The 15,593-nt window shown below is 55.5% G+C and carries 14 protein-coding genes and 1 tRNA gene; 10 read left to right on the top strand and 5 right to left on the bottom strand.

What is annotated here, in order from left to right; all coding sequences use genetic code 11:
* Positions 1 to 3 precede the first annotated feature (3 nt).
* From cyoC to G6L01_RS22590, 3 genes are all read left to right on the top strand, one after another.
* A complete protein-coding gene (gene cyoC, locus G6L01_RS22600; RefSeq protein WP_070163308.1) occupies positions 4 to 621 on the top strand; it encodes a cytochrome o ubiquinol oxidase subunit III in 618 nt (205 codons plus the stop codon).
* On the top strand, positions 618 to 1,016 hold the full coding sequence (gene cyoD, locus G6L01_RS22595) for a cytochrome o ubiquinol oxidase subunit IV (RefSeq protein ID WP_070163307.1): 399 nt from the start codon (positions 618 to 620) through the stop codon (positions 1,014 to 1,016). The genes cyoC and cyoD overlap by 4 nt, the downstream gene beginning before the upstream one ends.
* A 64-nt stretch (positions 1,017 to 1,080) precedes the next feature.
* On the top strand, positions 1,081 to 1,833 hold the full coding sequence (locus tag G6L01_RS22590; RefSeq protein WP_070163306.1) for an SURF1 family protein: 753 nt from the start codon (positions 1,081 to 1,083) through the stop codon (positions 1,831 to 1,833).
* A gap of 174 nt (positions 1,834 to 2,007) precedes the next feature.
* Here the strand turns inward: G6L01_RS22590 and G6L01_RS22585 are convergent.
* Both G6L01_RS22585 and G6L01_RS22580 read right to left on the bottom strand, forming a co-directional pair.
* Positions 2,008 to 2,097, bottom strand: a tRNA-Ser gene (locus G6L01_RS22585).
* Positions 2,098 to 2,236: 139 nt separating this feature from the next.
* Positions 2,237 to 2,977 (bottom strand): YoaK family protein, encoded by a 741-nt coding sequence (locus G6L01_RS22580; RefSeq protein WP_234891905.1) that lies wholly within the window; start codon positions 2,975 to 2,977, stop codon positions 2,237 to 2,239.
* Between the two features lie 269 nt (positions 2,978 to 3,246).
* Between G6L01_RS22580 and G6L01_RS22575 the strand changes: the two genes are divergently transcribed.
* Positions 3,247 to 3,936, top strand: coding sequence for a response regulator transcription factor (locus tag G6L01_RS22575; RefSeq protein WP_070163305.1), 690 nt, complete (start codon positions 3,247 to 3,249; stop codon positions 3,934 to 3,936).
* Positions 3,936 to 5,237 carry a HAMP domain-containing sensor histidine kinase gene (locus G6L01_RS22570; protein WP_070163304.1) on the top strand — a complete coding sequence of 434 codons (1,302 nt, stop codon included), beginning with the start codon at positions 3,936 to 3,938 and terminating at the stop codon, positions 5,235 to 5,237. The genes G6L01_RS22575 and G6L01_RS22570 overlap by 1 nt, the downstream gene beginning before the upstream one ends.
* Positions 5,238 to 5,299: 62 nt before the next feature.
* Here G6L01_RS22570 and G6L01_RS22565 read toward each other — a convergent pair whose 3' ends face one another.
* The 3 genes from G6L01_RS22565 to G6L01_RS22555 form a co-directional block, all read right to left on the bottom strand.
* Entirely contained in the window at positions 5,300 to 7,111 is a 1,812-nt protein-coding gene (locus tag G6L01_RS22565; RefSeq protein ID WP_070163303.1) for an ABC transporter ATP-binding protein, read from the bottom strand.
* A gap of 487 nt (positions 7,112 to 7,598) precedes the next feature.
* Positions 7,599 to 7,760 carry a hypothetical protein gene (locus G6L01_RS22560; protein ID WP_174096416.1) on the bottom strand — a complete coding sequence of 54 codons (162 nt, stop codon included), beginning with the start codon at positions 7,758 to 7,760 and terminating at the stop codon, positions 7,599 to 7,601.
* A 108-nt stretch (positions 7,761 to 7,868) separates the two neighbouring features.
* Positions 7,869 to 8,231: a hypothetical protein gene (locus G6L01_RS22555; RefSeq protein WP_070163302.1), complete on the bottom strand. Its 363-nt coding sequence runs from the start codon at positions 8,229 to 8,231 to the stop codon at positions 7,869 to 7,871.
* A 221-nt stretch (positions 8,232 to 8,452) separates the two neighbouring features.
* Between G6L01_RS22555 and G6L01_RS22550 the strand changes: the two genes are divergently transcribed.
* From G6L01_RS22550 to G6L01_RS22530, 5 genes are all read left to right on the top strand, one after another.
* Entirely contained in the window at positions 8,453 to 8,926 is a 474-nt protein-coding gene (locus tag G6L01_RS22550) for a BA14K family protein (protein WP_081343935.1), read from the top strand.
* A 416-nt stretch (positions 8,927 to 9,342) separates the two neighbouring features.
* The gene (locus G6L01_RS22545) at positions 9,343 to 11,268 is read left to right on the top strand and encodes a mechanosensitive ion channel family protein (RefSeq protein WP_070163300.1); all 1,926 of its coding nucleotides are present in this window, start codon (positions 9,343 to 9,345) and stop codon (positions 11,266 to 11,268) included.
* Positions 11,269 to 11,588: 320 nt separating this feature from the next.
* Entirely contained in the window at positions 11,589 to 12,578 is a 990-nt protein-coding gene (locus G6L01_RS22540; RefSeq protein WP_070163299.1) for an iron ABC transporter substrate-binding protein, read from the top strand.
* A gap of 251 nt (positions 12,579 to 12,829) precedes the next feature.
* Positions 12,830 to 14,371: an ABC transporter permease gene (locus tag G6L01_RS22535; protein WP_070163298.1), complete on the top strand. Its 1,542-nt coding sequence runs from the start codon at positions 12,830 to 12,832 to the stop codon at positions 14,369 to 14,371.
* On the top strand, positions 14,368 to 15,420 hold the full coding sequence (locus tag G6L01_RS22530; protein ID WP_070163297.1) for an ABC transporter ATP-binding protein: 1,053 nt from the start codon (positions 14,368 to 14,370) through the stop codon (positions 15,418 to 15,420). Before G6L01_RS22535 ends, G6L01_RS22530 begins: the two co-directional genes overlap by 4 nt.
* Positions 15,421 to 15,593 lie beyond the last annotated feature (173 nt).

Genomic DNA, 15,593 nt, shown 5'->3' with positions numbered 1-15,593 from the left:
CAGATGGATCCCAGAACTTTAAAAACCGCAAAGCCGGAATTCTACCTGACGGAAGAGCATCATCCGGAAAGCAGCACGAACCTTGGGTTCTGGCTCTACCTGATGAGCGACTGCCTGATCTTCGCAATGCTGTTTGCCACCTATGCCGTGCTCGGTCGCAATTATGCGGCTGGCCCGGCTCCGGCCGACCTGTTCGACCTGAAACTGGTAGCGATCAATACAGCCATGCTGCTGTTTTCCTCGATCACCTATGGCTTTGCCATGCTGTCGATGGAGAAGAACAACAAGGCCGCTACGCTGATCTGGCTGGGCGTGACCGGTGTATTCGGCGCAATCTTCCTGGCGCTCGAACTCTATGAGTTCGTTCACCTGATCCATGAAGGAGCAGGTCCAAATCGCAGTGCCTTCCTGTCAGCCTTCTTTACGCTGGTCGGCACCCACGGTTTGCACGTTACCTTCGGCATCATCTGGCTGGTAACGCTGATGGCCCAGGTCGGCAAGCATGGACTGGTCGAAGCAAACCGCCGTCGCCTGATGTGCCTCTCGATGTTCTGGCACTTCCTCGACGTTATCTGGATTGGCGTATTCTCCTACGTCTACCTGCTGGGAGTGATCGGATGAACGACAATTCGCACGCACATTCGCATGGCCACGGCCATGATCATCACCATGGCGGCCACGAAGCCAGCCACGGCTCGATGAAGACCTATATGATCGGCTTTATCTTGTCGGTCATCCTGACGTCGATCCCGTTCTATCTGGTGATGAGCGGCAGCCTGACCAACAAGGCCTTGCTGGCTGGTATCGTCATGGGCCTCGGTGCCATCCAGGTTGTGGTTCATATGATCTACTTCCTGCATATGAATACCAAGTCGGAAGGCGGCTGGAACATGATGGCGTTGATCTTCACCATCATCGTTGTCGTTATCGCGCTCTCCGGCTCACTCTGGGTCATGCATCACTTGAACACCAATATGATGCCGATGAGCCCGGACATGATGCGTAACGTTCCGTAGGGACGCCGATATCCGATCGGGCGGCATATTCATGTCGCCCGATCCGTTTCAGGACGATTGATACATGTCAGACCAGCAGGCCATCAGGCGTATTTCGATAAAGAAGGTTGCACTATCCAGCTTTCTATTGCTGGCAACGGCCTTGTTCATAGCCCTCGGCATCTGGCAAATCGAACGCCTTGGCTGGAAACAGGCATTGATCGCTCGCGTCGATGCACGTGTTCATGCCGAGCCGGTGGATGCACCATCCCCAGAGCAATGGCCGTCCGTCAATCGAGACGCCGATGAATACCGCCATATCAAGGCCTCCGGCATTTACGAGCACGACAAGGAAACCCTGGTCTACGCCGCCACGGAAATGGGCGCGGGCTATTGGGTCATGACCCCCCTAAAGACTGAAAACGACGGAACCCTGTTGATCAACAGGGGCTTTGTACCGATTGACCGCAAAGACCCTACCCGCCGGGCACAAGGTCAAATCCCTGGAAACGTGACAGTAAGCGGCCTTCTGCGCATCAGCGAACCGAATGGAACCTTGCTGCGCTCCAATGATCCCAATGCCGATCGCTGGTATTCACGCGACGTCGCAGCCATTGCCGACAAGCGCGATCTGACCCAAGTGGCGCCGTTTTTCATGGATGCCAGCAAAAGCGATGTGCCGGGCGGCTATCCGGTCGGCGGCTTAACCCAGATCCGTTTTCCCAATAGCCATCTTCAATATGCAATAACCTGGTTTGCGATGGCCGTGATGAGCCTGGCATTCCTATGGTTCCTTCTGACGCGTAAAAGCGCCGCAGAAGACACCCACGACATGTGATCGAGACCAAGGCTGCTGGAAACAGCATCGCTATTTCATAGTGATAAAGCCACCCAAGACGGCCCTCACCTTCGGAGTAGGAGGGTGAAACGAGGACGTCAACTGTCAAACCGAGCCTAATAGCTTGACAATTCAACACATAACTATGTGATTTAATTTAACTATCATTGGGCATGGCGGAAGAGGTGGGATTCGAACCCACGGTACGGTCTCCCGCACGCCGGTTTTCAAGACCGGTTCCTTAAACCACTCGGACACTCTTCCTAAGCCCGATGCCGTATGCCGACATCCAGACTCTGTCTGGTTTGCAACAGAATCTCTGGCAGGCGTTATATCCAGCCGATCAGGAACGTCAACCACTTTACAGCGCGTCAATGACACAACATGCGAACCAGATTTGCCTTCAACGCTGCTTTTGCGAGGAATAGTCCTCAAGCATTGGGTAAAGAGCAGCAAGCGCCAGAGGTATCGCCAGAAACCCCGCAGCGGAAACGCCGATTCGTTGAAACAGGATAGCCCCGACCACGCCGCCGCCGAAAAATAATCCAACCATGCGCACCAGCAGCCAAAGCTTCGCTAAATCGGCCCGGACCGGCGGGTATGTGACTTTACCATTTGAGTATCCGTTCCAATAGAACAGCTTACCAAGTTCGATGCCGGTATCGGTAACCAAGCCCGTCACATGCGTCGTTCTAATGCGCGCACCGGAGAGTTTTGTGATGATGGCATTCTGCAAGCCCATGATGAAGCAGAGAAGCATGACGATGAAAGCGATGGCCTCGCTCTTTTCGCTGAAGCTGATCGCCCCGGAAAGGGCAAACACCCCCATCAACCACGCCTCGACCGCCAGCGGCAGTGCATAGACCGATTTCAAATCCCGCCTGCGGCCCCAATTGATCAAAATTGCAGAAAAACCAGCGCCTGCAAGAAAGAAACAAAGCGCGAGCAACCCCATTAGCAAAAGTTTTAAATCGCCCAACACCAGATTGTCAGCCATAGACGAAACAATACCCGACATGTGAGACGTATATTGACCGACCGCCATAAAGCCGCCAGCATTGGCCGCGCCGGCAATAAAGGTCAGATAAAACGCCAAATGGCGGTCGCTCGTCTCGGTGCGATCGCGATGGGCAAGACTTTTCAAGTGGCTTTTCATGATGGATACGAGTCGGGCAAGCGCCAAGTCGGCGGGTTAAAGATGCAGTTTTCAGTCCGGGCTGATCGATTTGCAAGCCCAGACACGGGCCACAGCAGCCAATCCGATGCGCCGTGGCATGATTGTGGCTCTAACCGAACATGAATAGCCGCCACATGTCGGCACTCCATCTACCATAAGCACGTAAACTTATGTAAAACTTGAAACCCCTGGTCGATTTTCACTTATAACAGGCCACCGCCACCAAGAGCAGAAAAATGACGCGTGTTCTTTTGATTGATGACGACCTGGAATTTACCGGATTGCTTTGCGAATATCTGACGGATGAAGGGTTTGATGTACTCTCGACAGACGATGGCGCCAAGGGGCTTGCTGTTGTCGACAGTGGCGCGACCGATATCATCGTTCTCGACGTCATGATGCCAATCATGAATGGCGTCGATGTGTTGCAGAGCATCCGAAAATCCAGTGAAATTCCTATCGTCATGTTGACAGCCAGGGGGGATGACAAGGATCGGATTACCGGACTAGACCTTGGTGCCGACGATTACGTCTCCAAGCCCTGTTCGCCCGGTGAACTGGTCGCCCGGCTGCGGGCAATATTGCGTCGGACGGGCAAAACACCGCCCGAACTTCCATCTCAACCGCTCAAAAGCGGCGAGCTCATTCTTTATCCGACAAGCAGGCAGGCGCATATCAATGGTGAGGCTCTCGCCTTGACCGGCACGGAATATAATCTTCTGGAGCTTCTGGTTCGTAATGGCGGCAAGGTCGTTTCCAAACACGATATTTCCCAAAGCGTATTCGGCAGGCCCCTGACGCCATTCGACCGGCGCATCGATGTTCATCTGAGCAGTATCCGCCAAAAACTCGGCCTCAGAAAAGACAGACAAAGCTGGATCCAGTCTGTTCGGGGGCAGGGTTATATTCTGCTACAGGACAGCTGATGCCGCGGCTTTTCTGGCGTTTTTTCGTCATTGTCTGGCTGACAATCACGCTGACAACCATGCTTGGCATATCGCTTCCACGGTTCAACGGCCAGCTCCCACCACACATGCGCATCGCTGAAGTGCAGAACAAGATCATTGCCGCGCAAATCGCCGAGATGCTCCAACGTGTCGGGCCGCAGGAGACACAGGCGTTTATCCGCAGCATAACACCCACAGGAGACGATGGGAATTTCCAACTCCAGGCAGTGCCGACGGCTGCCCCGCAAACCTGCACCAAGGATCAATTTCCAGGCAGCATTGCCATATCCTACGCCAACCAATGCTATACCCTCACCATTGATGAATCATCTATCGGCAATGACTGGCCACTTGTGTTGCCTTGGCTGATAGGCCTCGTCGCCAGCCTGTTTTCTGCCTACCTGTTGACGAAATATCTGCTGACACCCATTGAGCGGCTTCGCCACGGGCTGAAAACACTAGCAGAAGGACACTTCAGCATCCGCATCCACGATCGCGTCAAAAATCGAAAGGATGAAATCGGAATTCTGACAGAGCATTTCGACATCAGCGCCATGCGCCTACAGGAACTGCACGAGAGCCGGGAGCGGCTGTTTCATGATATTTCCCACGAACTACGCTCACCCCTTTCACGCCTGCAAGCTGTTACAGGTATCCTGCGAAAAAACCCAGGCCGCCTGCCCGGCCTGCTGGATCGCATGGACCACGAAATCGAGCGGCTGGACCGGCTTGTCGGTGAGATCCTCACCCTGGCCAGACTATCCTCCAAGACAGATGAAGAAAATCAGCTCCTGGTTATCGATATTCTCGATATTCTTGATGAGATTGTTCAGGACGCTACTTTTGAGGCACAGGAAAAGGCCGTATCAATTGATTTTCAGCGCAGTGGTAGTTTCGTCGCCGCTGTCAATGGCGAACTTATCTATCGGGCTATTGAAAACGTCCTGCGCAATGCGATCAAATATACCGGAGAGGCGACAGTCATCCTGATTTCGACGACCATCTCGCAGAATGGACTGATACTCACCTTCACGGACGAAGGTCCTGGCGTCAAGGAAGAAGACCTTGAGAGTATTTTTCGCCCCTTTATCAGTTCAGGCAGCAGCGGCAGTGCATCCGGATATGGCCTTGGCCTGGCAATAGCCAAGACGGCGGTGGAGCGGCATGGAGGCAAGGTCTTTGCCGGCAATGTCAAGCCGAAAGGCTTGCGGATCACCATGATATTGCCCGGCGATAGCGACACCCGGTCGGAAAACAACAACGCCATGCGGCAGAACTGATACCAAGGGCCATCTTCGATGACCCTTGGTATGACGCAAAGCGTTATCGTCTCTTGAAAAGCCTATTCGCCGAAGACCATGCCCTTGGTCAATTCCAGCGCCTGACGCTCGAAGAGACCGCGGTAAATGCCTGGTTTCATTCTGATCAGGCTCTCATGCGTCCCCTCCTCGGCGATCCGGCCATGATCGAACACCAGCAGCCGGTCGAGGGCTCGCACGGTCGACAACCGATGCGCCACGACCAGGGTGGTTCTGCCCTGCATAAGCCGTTCCATGGCTTCCTGGATCAGCATTTCCGATTCCGAATCCAGGCTTGACGTTGCCTCGTCCAGAATAAGGATCGGCGCATCCGCAAGGAAGGCACGGGCGATCGCAATCCGCTGGCGTTCACCACCCGAAAGCTTGATGCCACGCTCACCCACCAGTGTGCCGTAGCCCTTCGGCAAGGCCTCGATAAAGCCATGGGCACTGGCAAGCCTTGCAGCAGTCTCGATTTCCTGCTCGCTGGCCGAAGGCCTTGCATAGGCAATGTTTTCGGCAAGCGAGCGATGAAACAGGATCGGCTCCTGCTGCACGATGGCGATCTGCTGGCGTAACGAGGTTTGGGCAACGAGCGCAATATCCTGACCGTCTATCCGGATTGCCCCGCCGTTGACGTCATGCAAGCGCTGAATGAGCTTGATGAACGTTGTCTTGCCTGAACCGGAATGGCCAACCAGCCCAACCTTCTCGCCGGGTTGGATCACGACGGAAAAGTCCTTATAGAGCGGCGCAAAATGATTGCCGTAGTGAAAGGACACCCGATCAAATTCGATCTCGCCACGTTCGATCACAACAGGTTTTGCACCGGCCACATCCACGACGCCCAGAGGTTGGCCATGCAGGAAAACTAGTTCCTCCATGTCATTGACCGATCTCTGCAAGTTACGGATATGCATACCAATTTCCCGCAGATAGCCCTGTAGGATGAAAAAGGCCGTCAGCACGAACGTGATGTCACCGGGGCTGGCCTTGCCAGCACTCCATAGCCAAAGAGCCAGACCCAAAACGCCACCGCGCAACACCATCAGCAAGGCTGCCTGCAGGCTGCCGTTCAGCGTGCCGCGTGTCCAGGTGCGGCGCGTCCTGTCCTGCCATTTTTGCAGCACCCAACTCAAGCGGGTTTCCTCGCGGCTTTCCCCACCGAAGGCCTTGACCACAGCATTACAGGTCACGGCATCGGCCAGAGACCCACCCAGTTTTGTGTCCCAGCTATTGGCCATGCTGGCCATCGGCGCGACGTAACGCAGAGCCATGATCGCAGTAAACATCACGAAACAGATGGACCCAACCCCGACCAACAGGCCCATCATCGGCCAATGCCACGTCATCAACACAGTGGAACCGATTAGCATGACAAGCGAGGGAAACAGCGCGACGAAAACCGTATCGTTCAACAGGTCGAGTGCCCACATGCCGCGTGTCACTTTGCGCACCGTCGAGCCAGCGAAGCTATTGGCATGCCAATCGCTGGAAAAACGCTGAATGCGGGAGAAAGCATCGGCGGCAATGTCCGACATCGAGCGCAGCGTAAAGCCGATGATGGCGGTAAACGTTGCATGGCGCAGCAAAACCGCTCCGGCGGAAAGCGCCATCAACCAGGCAAAAGCCGCCATTGCGCTGTCCCAGGCGAGGCTGTCATCGGCGCGACCGGAGACGACCGCGTCAACCAACCGACCGGAGAACAGCGGCGTCAACACATCGGCCAAAGTGGAAAGCAATACGGCAAACAGCATGAAGACCACACGCCCCGGCTGCCGGCGCCAATGAACCGCACAGAAACCGAAAACGCTGCGAAATGCCCCGCCACGGCGAGATTTATAACCTAAAGCCATAGGAAAACTCCGGCGCGAGCCGGCTCCGACATATGAATAGAATGGAAACCGCGCGGAAACGCGATAAAGTGGCGTTAGAGGGAGAAAATTCTATTCCCGGATAAACCGGATTCAACACAAGGTAACGGACTGACCGTTACGCACACGCAGCTTAACTGCGGATGGCCCCTGCCAACATGAAATTGGCGCTGGCCACCGGGGAGGTGGAAAAATATGCCATAAAGCCTCCCTGATTGGTGTTGAACATAAATGGTTTTTAGATCGACTCGATTCTTAAGCCAATAAGTGATTTACAATTTTGGGATAAAACGCACTGACTGCGGTATTTCCGCAACAGCCGCCCTTTCTAAAAGGAGGACTGTTGCGCTGGAGCGGGGTAATTTCAGACGGTTGATTCCGGTAGAGCGACTAGGGCATAAGACGCTGTTTTTACATATTTATCTGAAAAATCTGTTCGGTTACCTCGCTCCAGTGCTGATCGCGTATTTTACGGATTGGTTTGGCTGGAGCTGTTGAGGGGATTTTCTGGCTCCACTTCACCGGGATGGTAGCCAATCACATAGTAGCCACCGATAACGCAGCCAATGATGAAGAGGGAGCCGACAAAAATCTGCATGCGACGTCTTGGTTTGCTAGCGTGTTGTGTCATGTCACCTCAAAATTGTATTTGACTTGATTTACTTTTGGCGGGGGCGCATCCCCAGATCCGAAGCGCTGCATCCTCTCGGCCACGTTTCAAAGAGATGCAGCAGAGGCATTACTTTCTGTTCATCAATGCCTGCATTTCCTCGAAACGGCGTCGGCGGTCGTCGGCGCGCTCACCTTGCGAATAGCAGGTGCTGGAGATACAGAATTTGGTCAGACCGAAAGGTGCGGTTGCTTTTTGAAATTCGCAATCGATGACGTCATCCATTTTCGTGGCGTCGACATCCTGTCGCTCGGAAAAGCTGATGCGTGCCCCTGGAGGGGTCAATTCAGGAAAGCTCTGTGTCTGGCCGATTTTCACATCCGGCTTCATCAGAAAATTTTGCAGCACCGTATGACAGGCCTGCTCAAGCTGCGGCGATTGGGCCATGGCCGGCATGGCTGTGGCCAATAGAATTGGGAGAACATATTTCATCGAGAACCGCTCGCGTTTGTGAAGTCCGCAATAAAGCTTCCACAGAGGATTTTGTTCCCGAGAAGGTGAGTTCAGGCGCGACTTTCACTGAGATGGCAAGAGGGGATATCATATGCATCGGCATACACCCTAAAATGCGAGGCCTAAACTCCCAGATCGGGGAACTTTTCTTGCTGGCAAACAGTTTACGGGTGAAATCAAAGACGGAAACAGGTGAGGAAATGAAAAAATTTGCCGCAATTCTGCTGTCAGCCGCGACACTACTGACAGGTATAGCGCCGGTTAGCGCATCTGCCGCACCAACAGCGCTTTCGCAACCTGCACAGACGCAGAGCATTCCCAGCGCAACAGCACATGGCGGCGTCCAGGTCGCGGAAAATAGTTGGGCTGATGATCGACGCCAGCGCCGCTATGTTCCTGGTCCCCGTCGCCATGGCGACCGCCACTGGGATGGTCGCCGCAGCTATAACCGCCATGATCGTGACAGATATCACCGTCGCCATAACCGGAGCAATGCAGGCGCGATTATCGGTGGATTGGCCGCCGGTGCTATCATTGGCGGCGCCCTCAGCGCGCGCCCACAGGGTGGAAACTCGCACACTCAATCGTGCTATAATCGCTACCGGTCCTATCGGGCCTCGGACAATACGTACCAGCCCAATAACGGCCCCCGTCGCCAGTGCGTTTCACGGTAATTCTGTCTTCACCAACGGTAAATTGGCGCGAAACTCTGTTTCGCGCCAATTTTGCATTAAAATTCCTGTCATATCGCTACGCTTTGCTGATTTTTCAGAAAATCGCGCTAATACTTCCTCAGGCATAGCATAGCCGGATGGCTAACCGCCGGGGGAAAGAGATGAGACAGCTTATCACAACGTGCCAGCATTCTGGCCTGATCATCGCCATCCTCCTCCTCTCAAGCCTTTCTAGTGGGATATCATCACGGGCTGCCGCGCAAGACAGCACTAAGGTTCCATCCAAGGCTGTAACGCAGCAGAACAATGTAGTCCCCCAGCAAGCCCTACCCGCAACCACCCCTGGATCGTCCCCAGCACCCGAAGTAACCGCTGCCCAAGCGACGCGATCCAGTTCCGCCAGCATGGAAGCGGACATGATGACAGCGGCCTACGGGGAAGTGGTAAATGCACTTCGGCGTGGCGGGACAGTCGCCTTGACCGGCTTGCAAAGCTTGCCAGCCGCATTCAGCAACAGCATGCAATCCTTGCATGAAGAGCAAACCGGCATGAAGGAACTCAGCCTGACGGCCGCGGGTGCCATAGTTGCCGGGCTTGTGACGGCCGCCGTGTTTTTGCTGGCCTTCGGGCGGCTCATGCCCCGTCTTCGGCCGGATCGCGGGCCACCTGCCAAAGCCTTATTGGTAGTCCTGCGGCTCGCCGGAGATCTGCTCGCGGTTGTCATCTTCGTGGTTCTGGCGCGCAATGGCGCCCATATGGGCCTGGTCTCCGGCTCATTTGGCAAAGAGGTCACCTTCGGCTTCATTCATATTGCCATGACGACCGCGATTTTTGCCAGTTTCGGACGCTTGCTCTTCGCCAGGATCAATGGTTCCGAACCATTATTCGATATTGCCGACGCATCCTGGCATCTGAAAATGATGGTAGGCTTCGGCTTTCTGTCCGGCTTTACCCACAGCAGCCTTAATCTGGCCGATGCCCGCGGGCTAGCTCCAATGGCGGTGGATGGCTGGCTGTTCCTCAGTTCCACCATCATCACCGCCTATCTGCTTGTCTGGTTTATTGTCGGGCGGAGCGACATCGCCAATTCTCATTCCGGCCATGCCAACGGATGGCAACGAATTACCGGCAATCTGATCGCAAATTTCTATATCGTCTCGACAGTTATTATATGGTTGCTCGGTCTTCTGGTCGCCGGCACGGCTCAAAACGTCCTTTGGGTGCGCGTGTCAGGCATCAGCCAGATAGTGTTCATACTGATCCCCATCCTGCATCGCGGTGTCTCCGGCCTGTTTCAATATCTGGCAATACGACGGCAAGCCGTTTACGGTCCGGGCTTCCACTCGGTCCTGCTCTGGGCGTTGCGCATCCCGTTTTCCGGCGCGATCTGGCTGATTGGAATTCACATCACCGTCATCCTGTGGCAACCGCTTCTGGCCAATGCGGGGGTGGATGCCTCCTATTGGCTGAATCATTTGCAACAATTTGGCATTACCATTGTCTGCAGCGCCTTTGTCTGCGGCTTCCTCTGGAAGTTTTTTGACACTATTTCACCAGTCAATACTGTCAAACTGCCGGGTCACGAGGATGATGGCGAACAGAAAACCACCAGCCGATTGTCGACGGTTCTGCCTGTCGTGCGCAATCTGGTCATGGGGGCCGTCCTAGCGGTCGCGTGTCTCGTCATCCTGACCTCCCTCGGCGTGAACGTGGCACCGCTTCTCGCGGGCTTCGGTGTGCTTGGCCTGGCCGTATCATTCGGCTCGCAAGCCCTCGTCAAGGATGTCGTTTCCGGCATCTTCTTCCTGGCGGAAGATGCCTTCCGGATCGACGAATATATCGATGTCGGCAAGCTACAGGGCACTGTTGAACAGATTTCCCTGCGCTCGGTTCGTTTACGCCACCACAATGGCCCTGTGCATACAGTGCCGTTCGGCCAGATCGCCGCCGTTACCAATTACAGTCGCGATTGGGGCACGATTAAATTCGAATTGCGCTTCGACCGAGACGCCGATTTGGAAATGATCCGCAAGACGGCCAAGAAAGTTGGTCTATCCCTGTTGGAAGAGCCGGAATTTGCGGATGATTTTCTCATTCCTCTCAAGATGCAAGGCATTCAAGAGGTCAACGAAAATTCCATGGTCATCCGCTTCAAGTTCACGTGTCGGCCCGGCAATCCCAGCCTGATCAAGCGCGAAGGCATCAAGCGTCTGCTCGCAGCATTCAAGGCGGCTGGCCTCAATCTGGCCTCCAATGCTGTTGTCGTGCGCTCCGATGGAACGGCGATCAATGATGCCGCTGCGGCCTCAACCCTATCTGCAAAAGCCGCCAACGCGCCTTGATAGGCGCTTGGATTAACCTTCTCCAATCGACGGTTCCCTTCTGCAGGGTACAATTCATCGTGATCAGAAATGCAAGACTGATTGCAACCATAATGCGACAAAGGTCGTCAGGCCCTTCATTCCCATGCGAATAGGCGTAGGCAACCGTCATTTTAGACAGAAGATACAGCTAAACCGTTCAGCAGCCGCAGACCTTCCAACCGAGAGTAACTTGACTTCAATACTCAGCTTACCTAACCAAGGGTCAGATTTGTGACTTCCTTCTGCCCTTCGACAAGGAGACTGACTTGAAAATCTCTCGTATTTCTAGCTTGAGCGCTATGGCTGTTCTTTCCGCCCTGTTCACCACGACTGCAATTGCACCGGCTTTCGCCGCCGATGGCGACGGCATTGTGGTCTACAATGCCCAGCATGAAAGCCTGGGCCGGGAATGGATCGAAGCCTTTACCAAGCAGACCGGCATCAAGGTGACGATGCGCCAGGGCAGCGACATGCAGTTTGCCAATCAACTCTTGCAGGAAGGCGAAGCCTCCCCAGCCGATGTGTTTCTGACGGAAAATTCTCCCGCCATGACGCTGGTCGATCAGGCTGGCCTTTTTGCTCCTGTTGATGCCGATACGCTGGCGCAAGTGCCGGACGAGTTTCGCCCGGCCAATGGCCAATGGATCGGCATTGCTGCCCGCTCCACGGTATTTGCCTATGACAAGACCAAGCTCAGCGAAGACAAGCTGCCAAAATCCCTGCTCGATCTTGCCGATCCGGCGTGGAAAGGCCGTTGGGCAGCCTCTCCCTCCGGTGCGGATTTCCAGGCCATCGTCAGCGCTCTCCTGGAGCTGAAGGGTGAGGAAGCGACCGCCAAGTGGCTGAAGGCCTTGAAGGAAAACGCCACTTTCTACAAGGGCAATAGCGTCGCCATGAAGGCTGTGAACGCCGGTGAAGTCGAAGGCGCGGTCATCTATCACTATTACTGGTTCGGCGATCAAGCCAAGACCGCAGAAAACAGCGGCAACGTGGCTCTGCATTATTTCAAGCATCAGGACCCGGGCGCCTTTCTCAGCATTTCCGGTGGCGGCATCATCAAGTCCACGCAACATATGAAGGATGCGCAGGCCTTCTTGAAATTCATCACCAGCAAGGAAGGCCAGGCGATCCTGAAAACCGGAACCTCTTACGAATATGCCGTGGGCAAGGGTGCGGAGTCGAATGCCAAGCTGGTGCCGATCAAGGATCTGGACGCACCGAAGGTTGAGCCGACCAAGCTGAACAGCAAGAAGGTCACTGAAATGATGACGGGTGCCGGGATTCTCTAATACAGCAATTCTCTAAATCAGTCTGCATGCGTTACGGCACCCGGCCCGGCCGGCTGCCAGGCGTCTCCTTCACTTCGAAACTATTGTCTTTCCCTCAAGAAAGGCTTAGGGCAATCGCCATTCGGCGATTGCCTTTTTTAGAGTCATTTTGGCTTTTCCAGACAGCGCCCGCATCGATATTGCCATAACAAGAAGATCGAATACCGTTGTTGCAGGACAATAGGCGAACAGCGCCAAAAGCGCAGACAGGGATGACGGCAGGGCGCCAGCACCGGCCCGCTGGACATATCGGTCTGCTGGCGATTGCCGGCCTCGTTGCAGCCTTCAGCCTTGTGCCACTCGGTTTCATCGCCTGGGTCACAGTCGATGTCGGCTGGGAGACGGTGAAAGCCCTGGTCTTTCGCGGCAGGGTCGGCGATCTGCTGATCAATACGGTCCTGCTAGAAGCGGCAACCATTCCCATTACCATCGTGCTTGCCGTGGCCCTCGCCTGGCTGATCGAGCGGACACGCCTGCCATGGGCCGGGCTTTGGTCCTGGCTGATGGTGACGCCGCTTGCTGTTCCAGCTTTCGTGCACAGCTATGCCTGGATCGGCATTTCGCCCGGCATGCATGGGCTGTGGAGCGCGGTGTTCATTTCGGTGCTTGCCTATTTCCCGTTTCTCTACCTGCCTGTTGCCGCCTCTCTTCGCCGGCTCGATCCAGCCATAGAGGATGCCGCCGCCTCGCTCGGCCTTGGGCCATGGCAGGTCTTCTTCCGCGTGGTCTTGCCGCAATTGCGTCTGGCCATTCTTGGTGGCGCTTTGCTGGTGGCGTTGCATCTGTTATCCGAATACGGCTTGTTCGTGATGATCCGGTTCGACACCTTTGCGACCGCCATCGTCGACCAGTTTCAATCGGCCTATAACAGCCCCGCCGCCAATATGCTGAGCGGCGTTCTGGTGTTCTGCTGCTTGCTGCTCCTGGGTCTTGACGGGATTTTGCGGGGCAGCGAGCGCTATGCTCGCGTCGGCTCAGGCGCCATCCGGCCGTCTCCGCGCCACAAGCTGGGCGGATTTGTCGTTCCAGCCTTGTTGCTGCTGCTCACCGTGACGGTGCTGGCGCTTGGCGTGCCTGTTTATACGCTACTGCGGTGGCTCTATATTGGCGGTTTGCAGGCCTGGCAAAATGACATGGTTTGGACCGCCTTTGTCGAAACCATCATGCTCGCAGTCACCGGCGGCGTCCTCTCAATGCTGGCAGCCGCGCCGATGGCCTGGTTGTCGGTGCGTGCGCCCGGACGCCTGCAAAAGGTGCTGGAAGCCTGCCATTATTATGTCGGCTCTCTGCCCGGCGTCGTCGTGGCGCTGGCGCTGGTGACCATCACGGTGCGGGTGGCGCTGCCTTTCTACCAGACATTTGCAACGCTGATCGCTGCCTATATCCTGCTTTTCCTGCCGCGTGCCATGGTTGGTTTGCGCTCCAGCATTTCGCAGGCTCCGGTGGAACTGGAAAGGGCCGCCATGAGCCTTGGCAAAAGCCCGACCCAGGCGGTCTGGCTGACAACCATGCGGCTGGCCGCACCGGGCGCCGCCGCCAGTATCGCGCTGGTTGCCATGGGCATCACCAATGAACTGACCGCAACGCTGATGCTGGCTCCCAACGGGGTCGACACGCTTGCCACCAAATTCTGGTCGCTGACCAGCGAAATCGACTATGTGGCAGCGGCTCCCTTCGCCTTGATGATGGTGGTCCTCTCCCTGCCCCTTACCCTGCTTTTGCAGTCGCAATCCAAACGCACGGCTGGCCAATGACCTTTCTCGATATTCAATCCGTCAGCAAACACTACGGTCATGTGCAGGCGTTGAACGATGTCTCCCTTGCTATTCCCGCCGGCAGTCGCACCGCCATTGTCGGCCCTTCTGGTTCGGGAAAAACCACTCTTTTGCGGCTGATCGCCGGCTTTGAAATGCCGGATTCGGGGCGGATCATCCTTGGCGGGGCTCTTCAGGCTCAGGCCGAGCCAGGCTTCATGCAGCCAGCTCATAAACGCGGCATTGGCATCGTCTCTCAGGATGGCGCGCTGTTTCCCCATCTGAGTGTTGCCGACAATATCGGCTTCGGATTTGAACGCGGATTGAAGAACCGCGATGAGCGGATCAAGAATTTAGCCGAAATGGTCGAACTCGATCCCACCATGCTGGCTCGGCGTCCTCATCAACTCTCTGGCGGCCAGCAGCAAAGAGTGGCACTGGCACGCGCCCTTGGCCGCCAACCGCGACTGATGTTGCTGGATGAACCGTTTTCCGCACTGGACACGGGCCTGAGAGAAACTATGCGCAAGGCAGTGTCCAAACTGCTGGCTGCGGCTGGCATCACCACCATTCTCGTCACCCACGACCAGACAGAGGCGTTGTCCTTCGCGGACCAACTTGCTGTCTTGCGTGATGGCAAGCTTGTCCAAGCTGGCGCGCCCAGAGAGCTTTACGAGCGACCGATTGACCGCCAAACAGCGCTTTTCCTGGGTGAAGCCATCGTTGTTCCCGCAACATTTGCAGGCGGGAAAGCCAATTGTGCGCTTGGAGCGATCCCGATGCAAGGCGCCAACACCGGCAACGGCGATATCATGTTACGCCCGGAACAGATCTGCATCAAACCGGCAATGACCGATGCAAGCATTCCAGTGCGGGTGCTGGATGTCGAATTTTCCGGTGCGAGCGGCACGGTGACCTTGCAATTGCAGGGTAGCGATGCGGCAATGCCAACCCTTTCCGTGAGGATGTCGCGCCTTGATCTGCCAATGCCGGGCGATCTCTCCTATTTGACCGTCATGGGCAGCGCCCACGCCCTGCCGCCAGAATAACCCGTCGCGAATAGCTGTTAAACTGCAAAACGCCGTGCCCCTATCAGAGGCACAGCGTTGATATGCATTCTGCGCCTAGAATCTGTCAGGTTCAGATTGAACCAGACAGATCCTAGGTTCTTTTGTTTTCGTTTGCCTTTTCGGGAAAACCGGGTTCCACTTTTCCCTGACAA

This window comes from Agrobacterium vitis (assembly GCF_013337045.2).
GTDB lineage: Bacteria > Pseudomonadota > Alphaproteobacteria > Rhizobiales > Rhizobiaceae > Allorhizobium > Allorhizobium vitis_B.
This window is presented reverse-complemented; position numbering and strand designations above follow the sequence as displayed.

What these genes read in the sequence shown, in the direction of transcription:
- cyoC (WP_070163308.1), top strand. Translation starts at nt 4, where the DNA reads ATGGATCCCAGAACTTTAAAAACCGCAAAGCCGGAATTCTACCTGACG.
- cyoD (WP_070163307.1), top strand. Translation starts at nt 618, where the DNA reads ATGAACGACAATTCGCACGCACATTCGCATGGCCACGGCCATGATCAT.
- G6L01_RS22590 (WP_070163306.1), top strand. Translation starts at nt 1,081, where the DNA reads ATGTCAGACCAGCAGGCCATCAGGCGTATTTCGATAAAGAAGGTTGCA.
- G6L01_RS22575 (WP_070163305.1), top strand. Translation starts at nt 3,247, where the DNA reads ATGACGCGTGTTCTTTTGATTGATGACGACCTGGAATTTACCGGATTG.
- G6L01_RS22570 (WP_070163304.1), top strand. Translation starts at nt 3,936, where the DNA reads ATGCCGCGGCTTTTCTGGCGTTTTTTCGTCATTGTCTGGCTGACAATC.
- G6L01_RS22565 (WP_070163303.1), bottom strand. Translation starts at nt 7,111, where the DNA reads ATGGCTTTAGGTTATAAATCTCGCCGTGGCGGGGCATTTCGCAGCGTT.
- G6L01_RS22560 (WP_174096416.1), bottom strand. Translation starts at nt 7,760, where the DNA reads ATGACACAACACGCTAGCAAACCAAGACGTCGCATGCAGATTTTTGTC.
- G6L01_RS22555 (WP_070163302.1), bottom strand. Translation starts at nt 8,231, where the DNA reads ATGAAATATGTTCTCCCAATTCTATTGGCCACAGCCATGCCGGCCATG.
- G6L01_RS22550 (WP_081343935.1), top strand. Translation starts at nt 8,453, where the DNA reads ATGAAAAAATTTGCCGCAATTCTGCTGTCAGCCGCGACACTACTGACA.
- G6L01_RS22545 (WP_070163300.1), top strand. Translation starts at nt 9,343, where the DNA reads ATGATGACAGCGGCCTACGGGGAAGTGGTAAATGCACTTCGGCGTGGC.
- G6L01_RS22540 (WP_070163299.1), top strand. Translation starts at nt 11,589, where the DNA reads ATGGCTGTTCTTTCCGCCCTGTTCACCACGACTGCAATTGCACCGGCT.
- G6L01_RS22535 (WP_070163298.1), top strand. Translation starts at nt 12,830, where the DNA reads ATGACGGCAGGGCGCCAGCACCGGCCCGCTGGACATATCGGTCTGCTG.
- G6L01_RS22530 (WP_070163297.1), top strand. Translation starts at nt 14,368, where the DNA reads ATGACCTTTCTCGATATTCAATCCGTCAGCAAACACTACGGTCATGTG.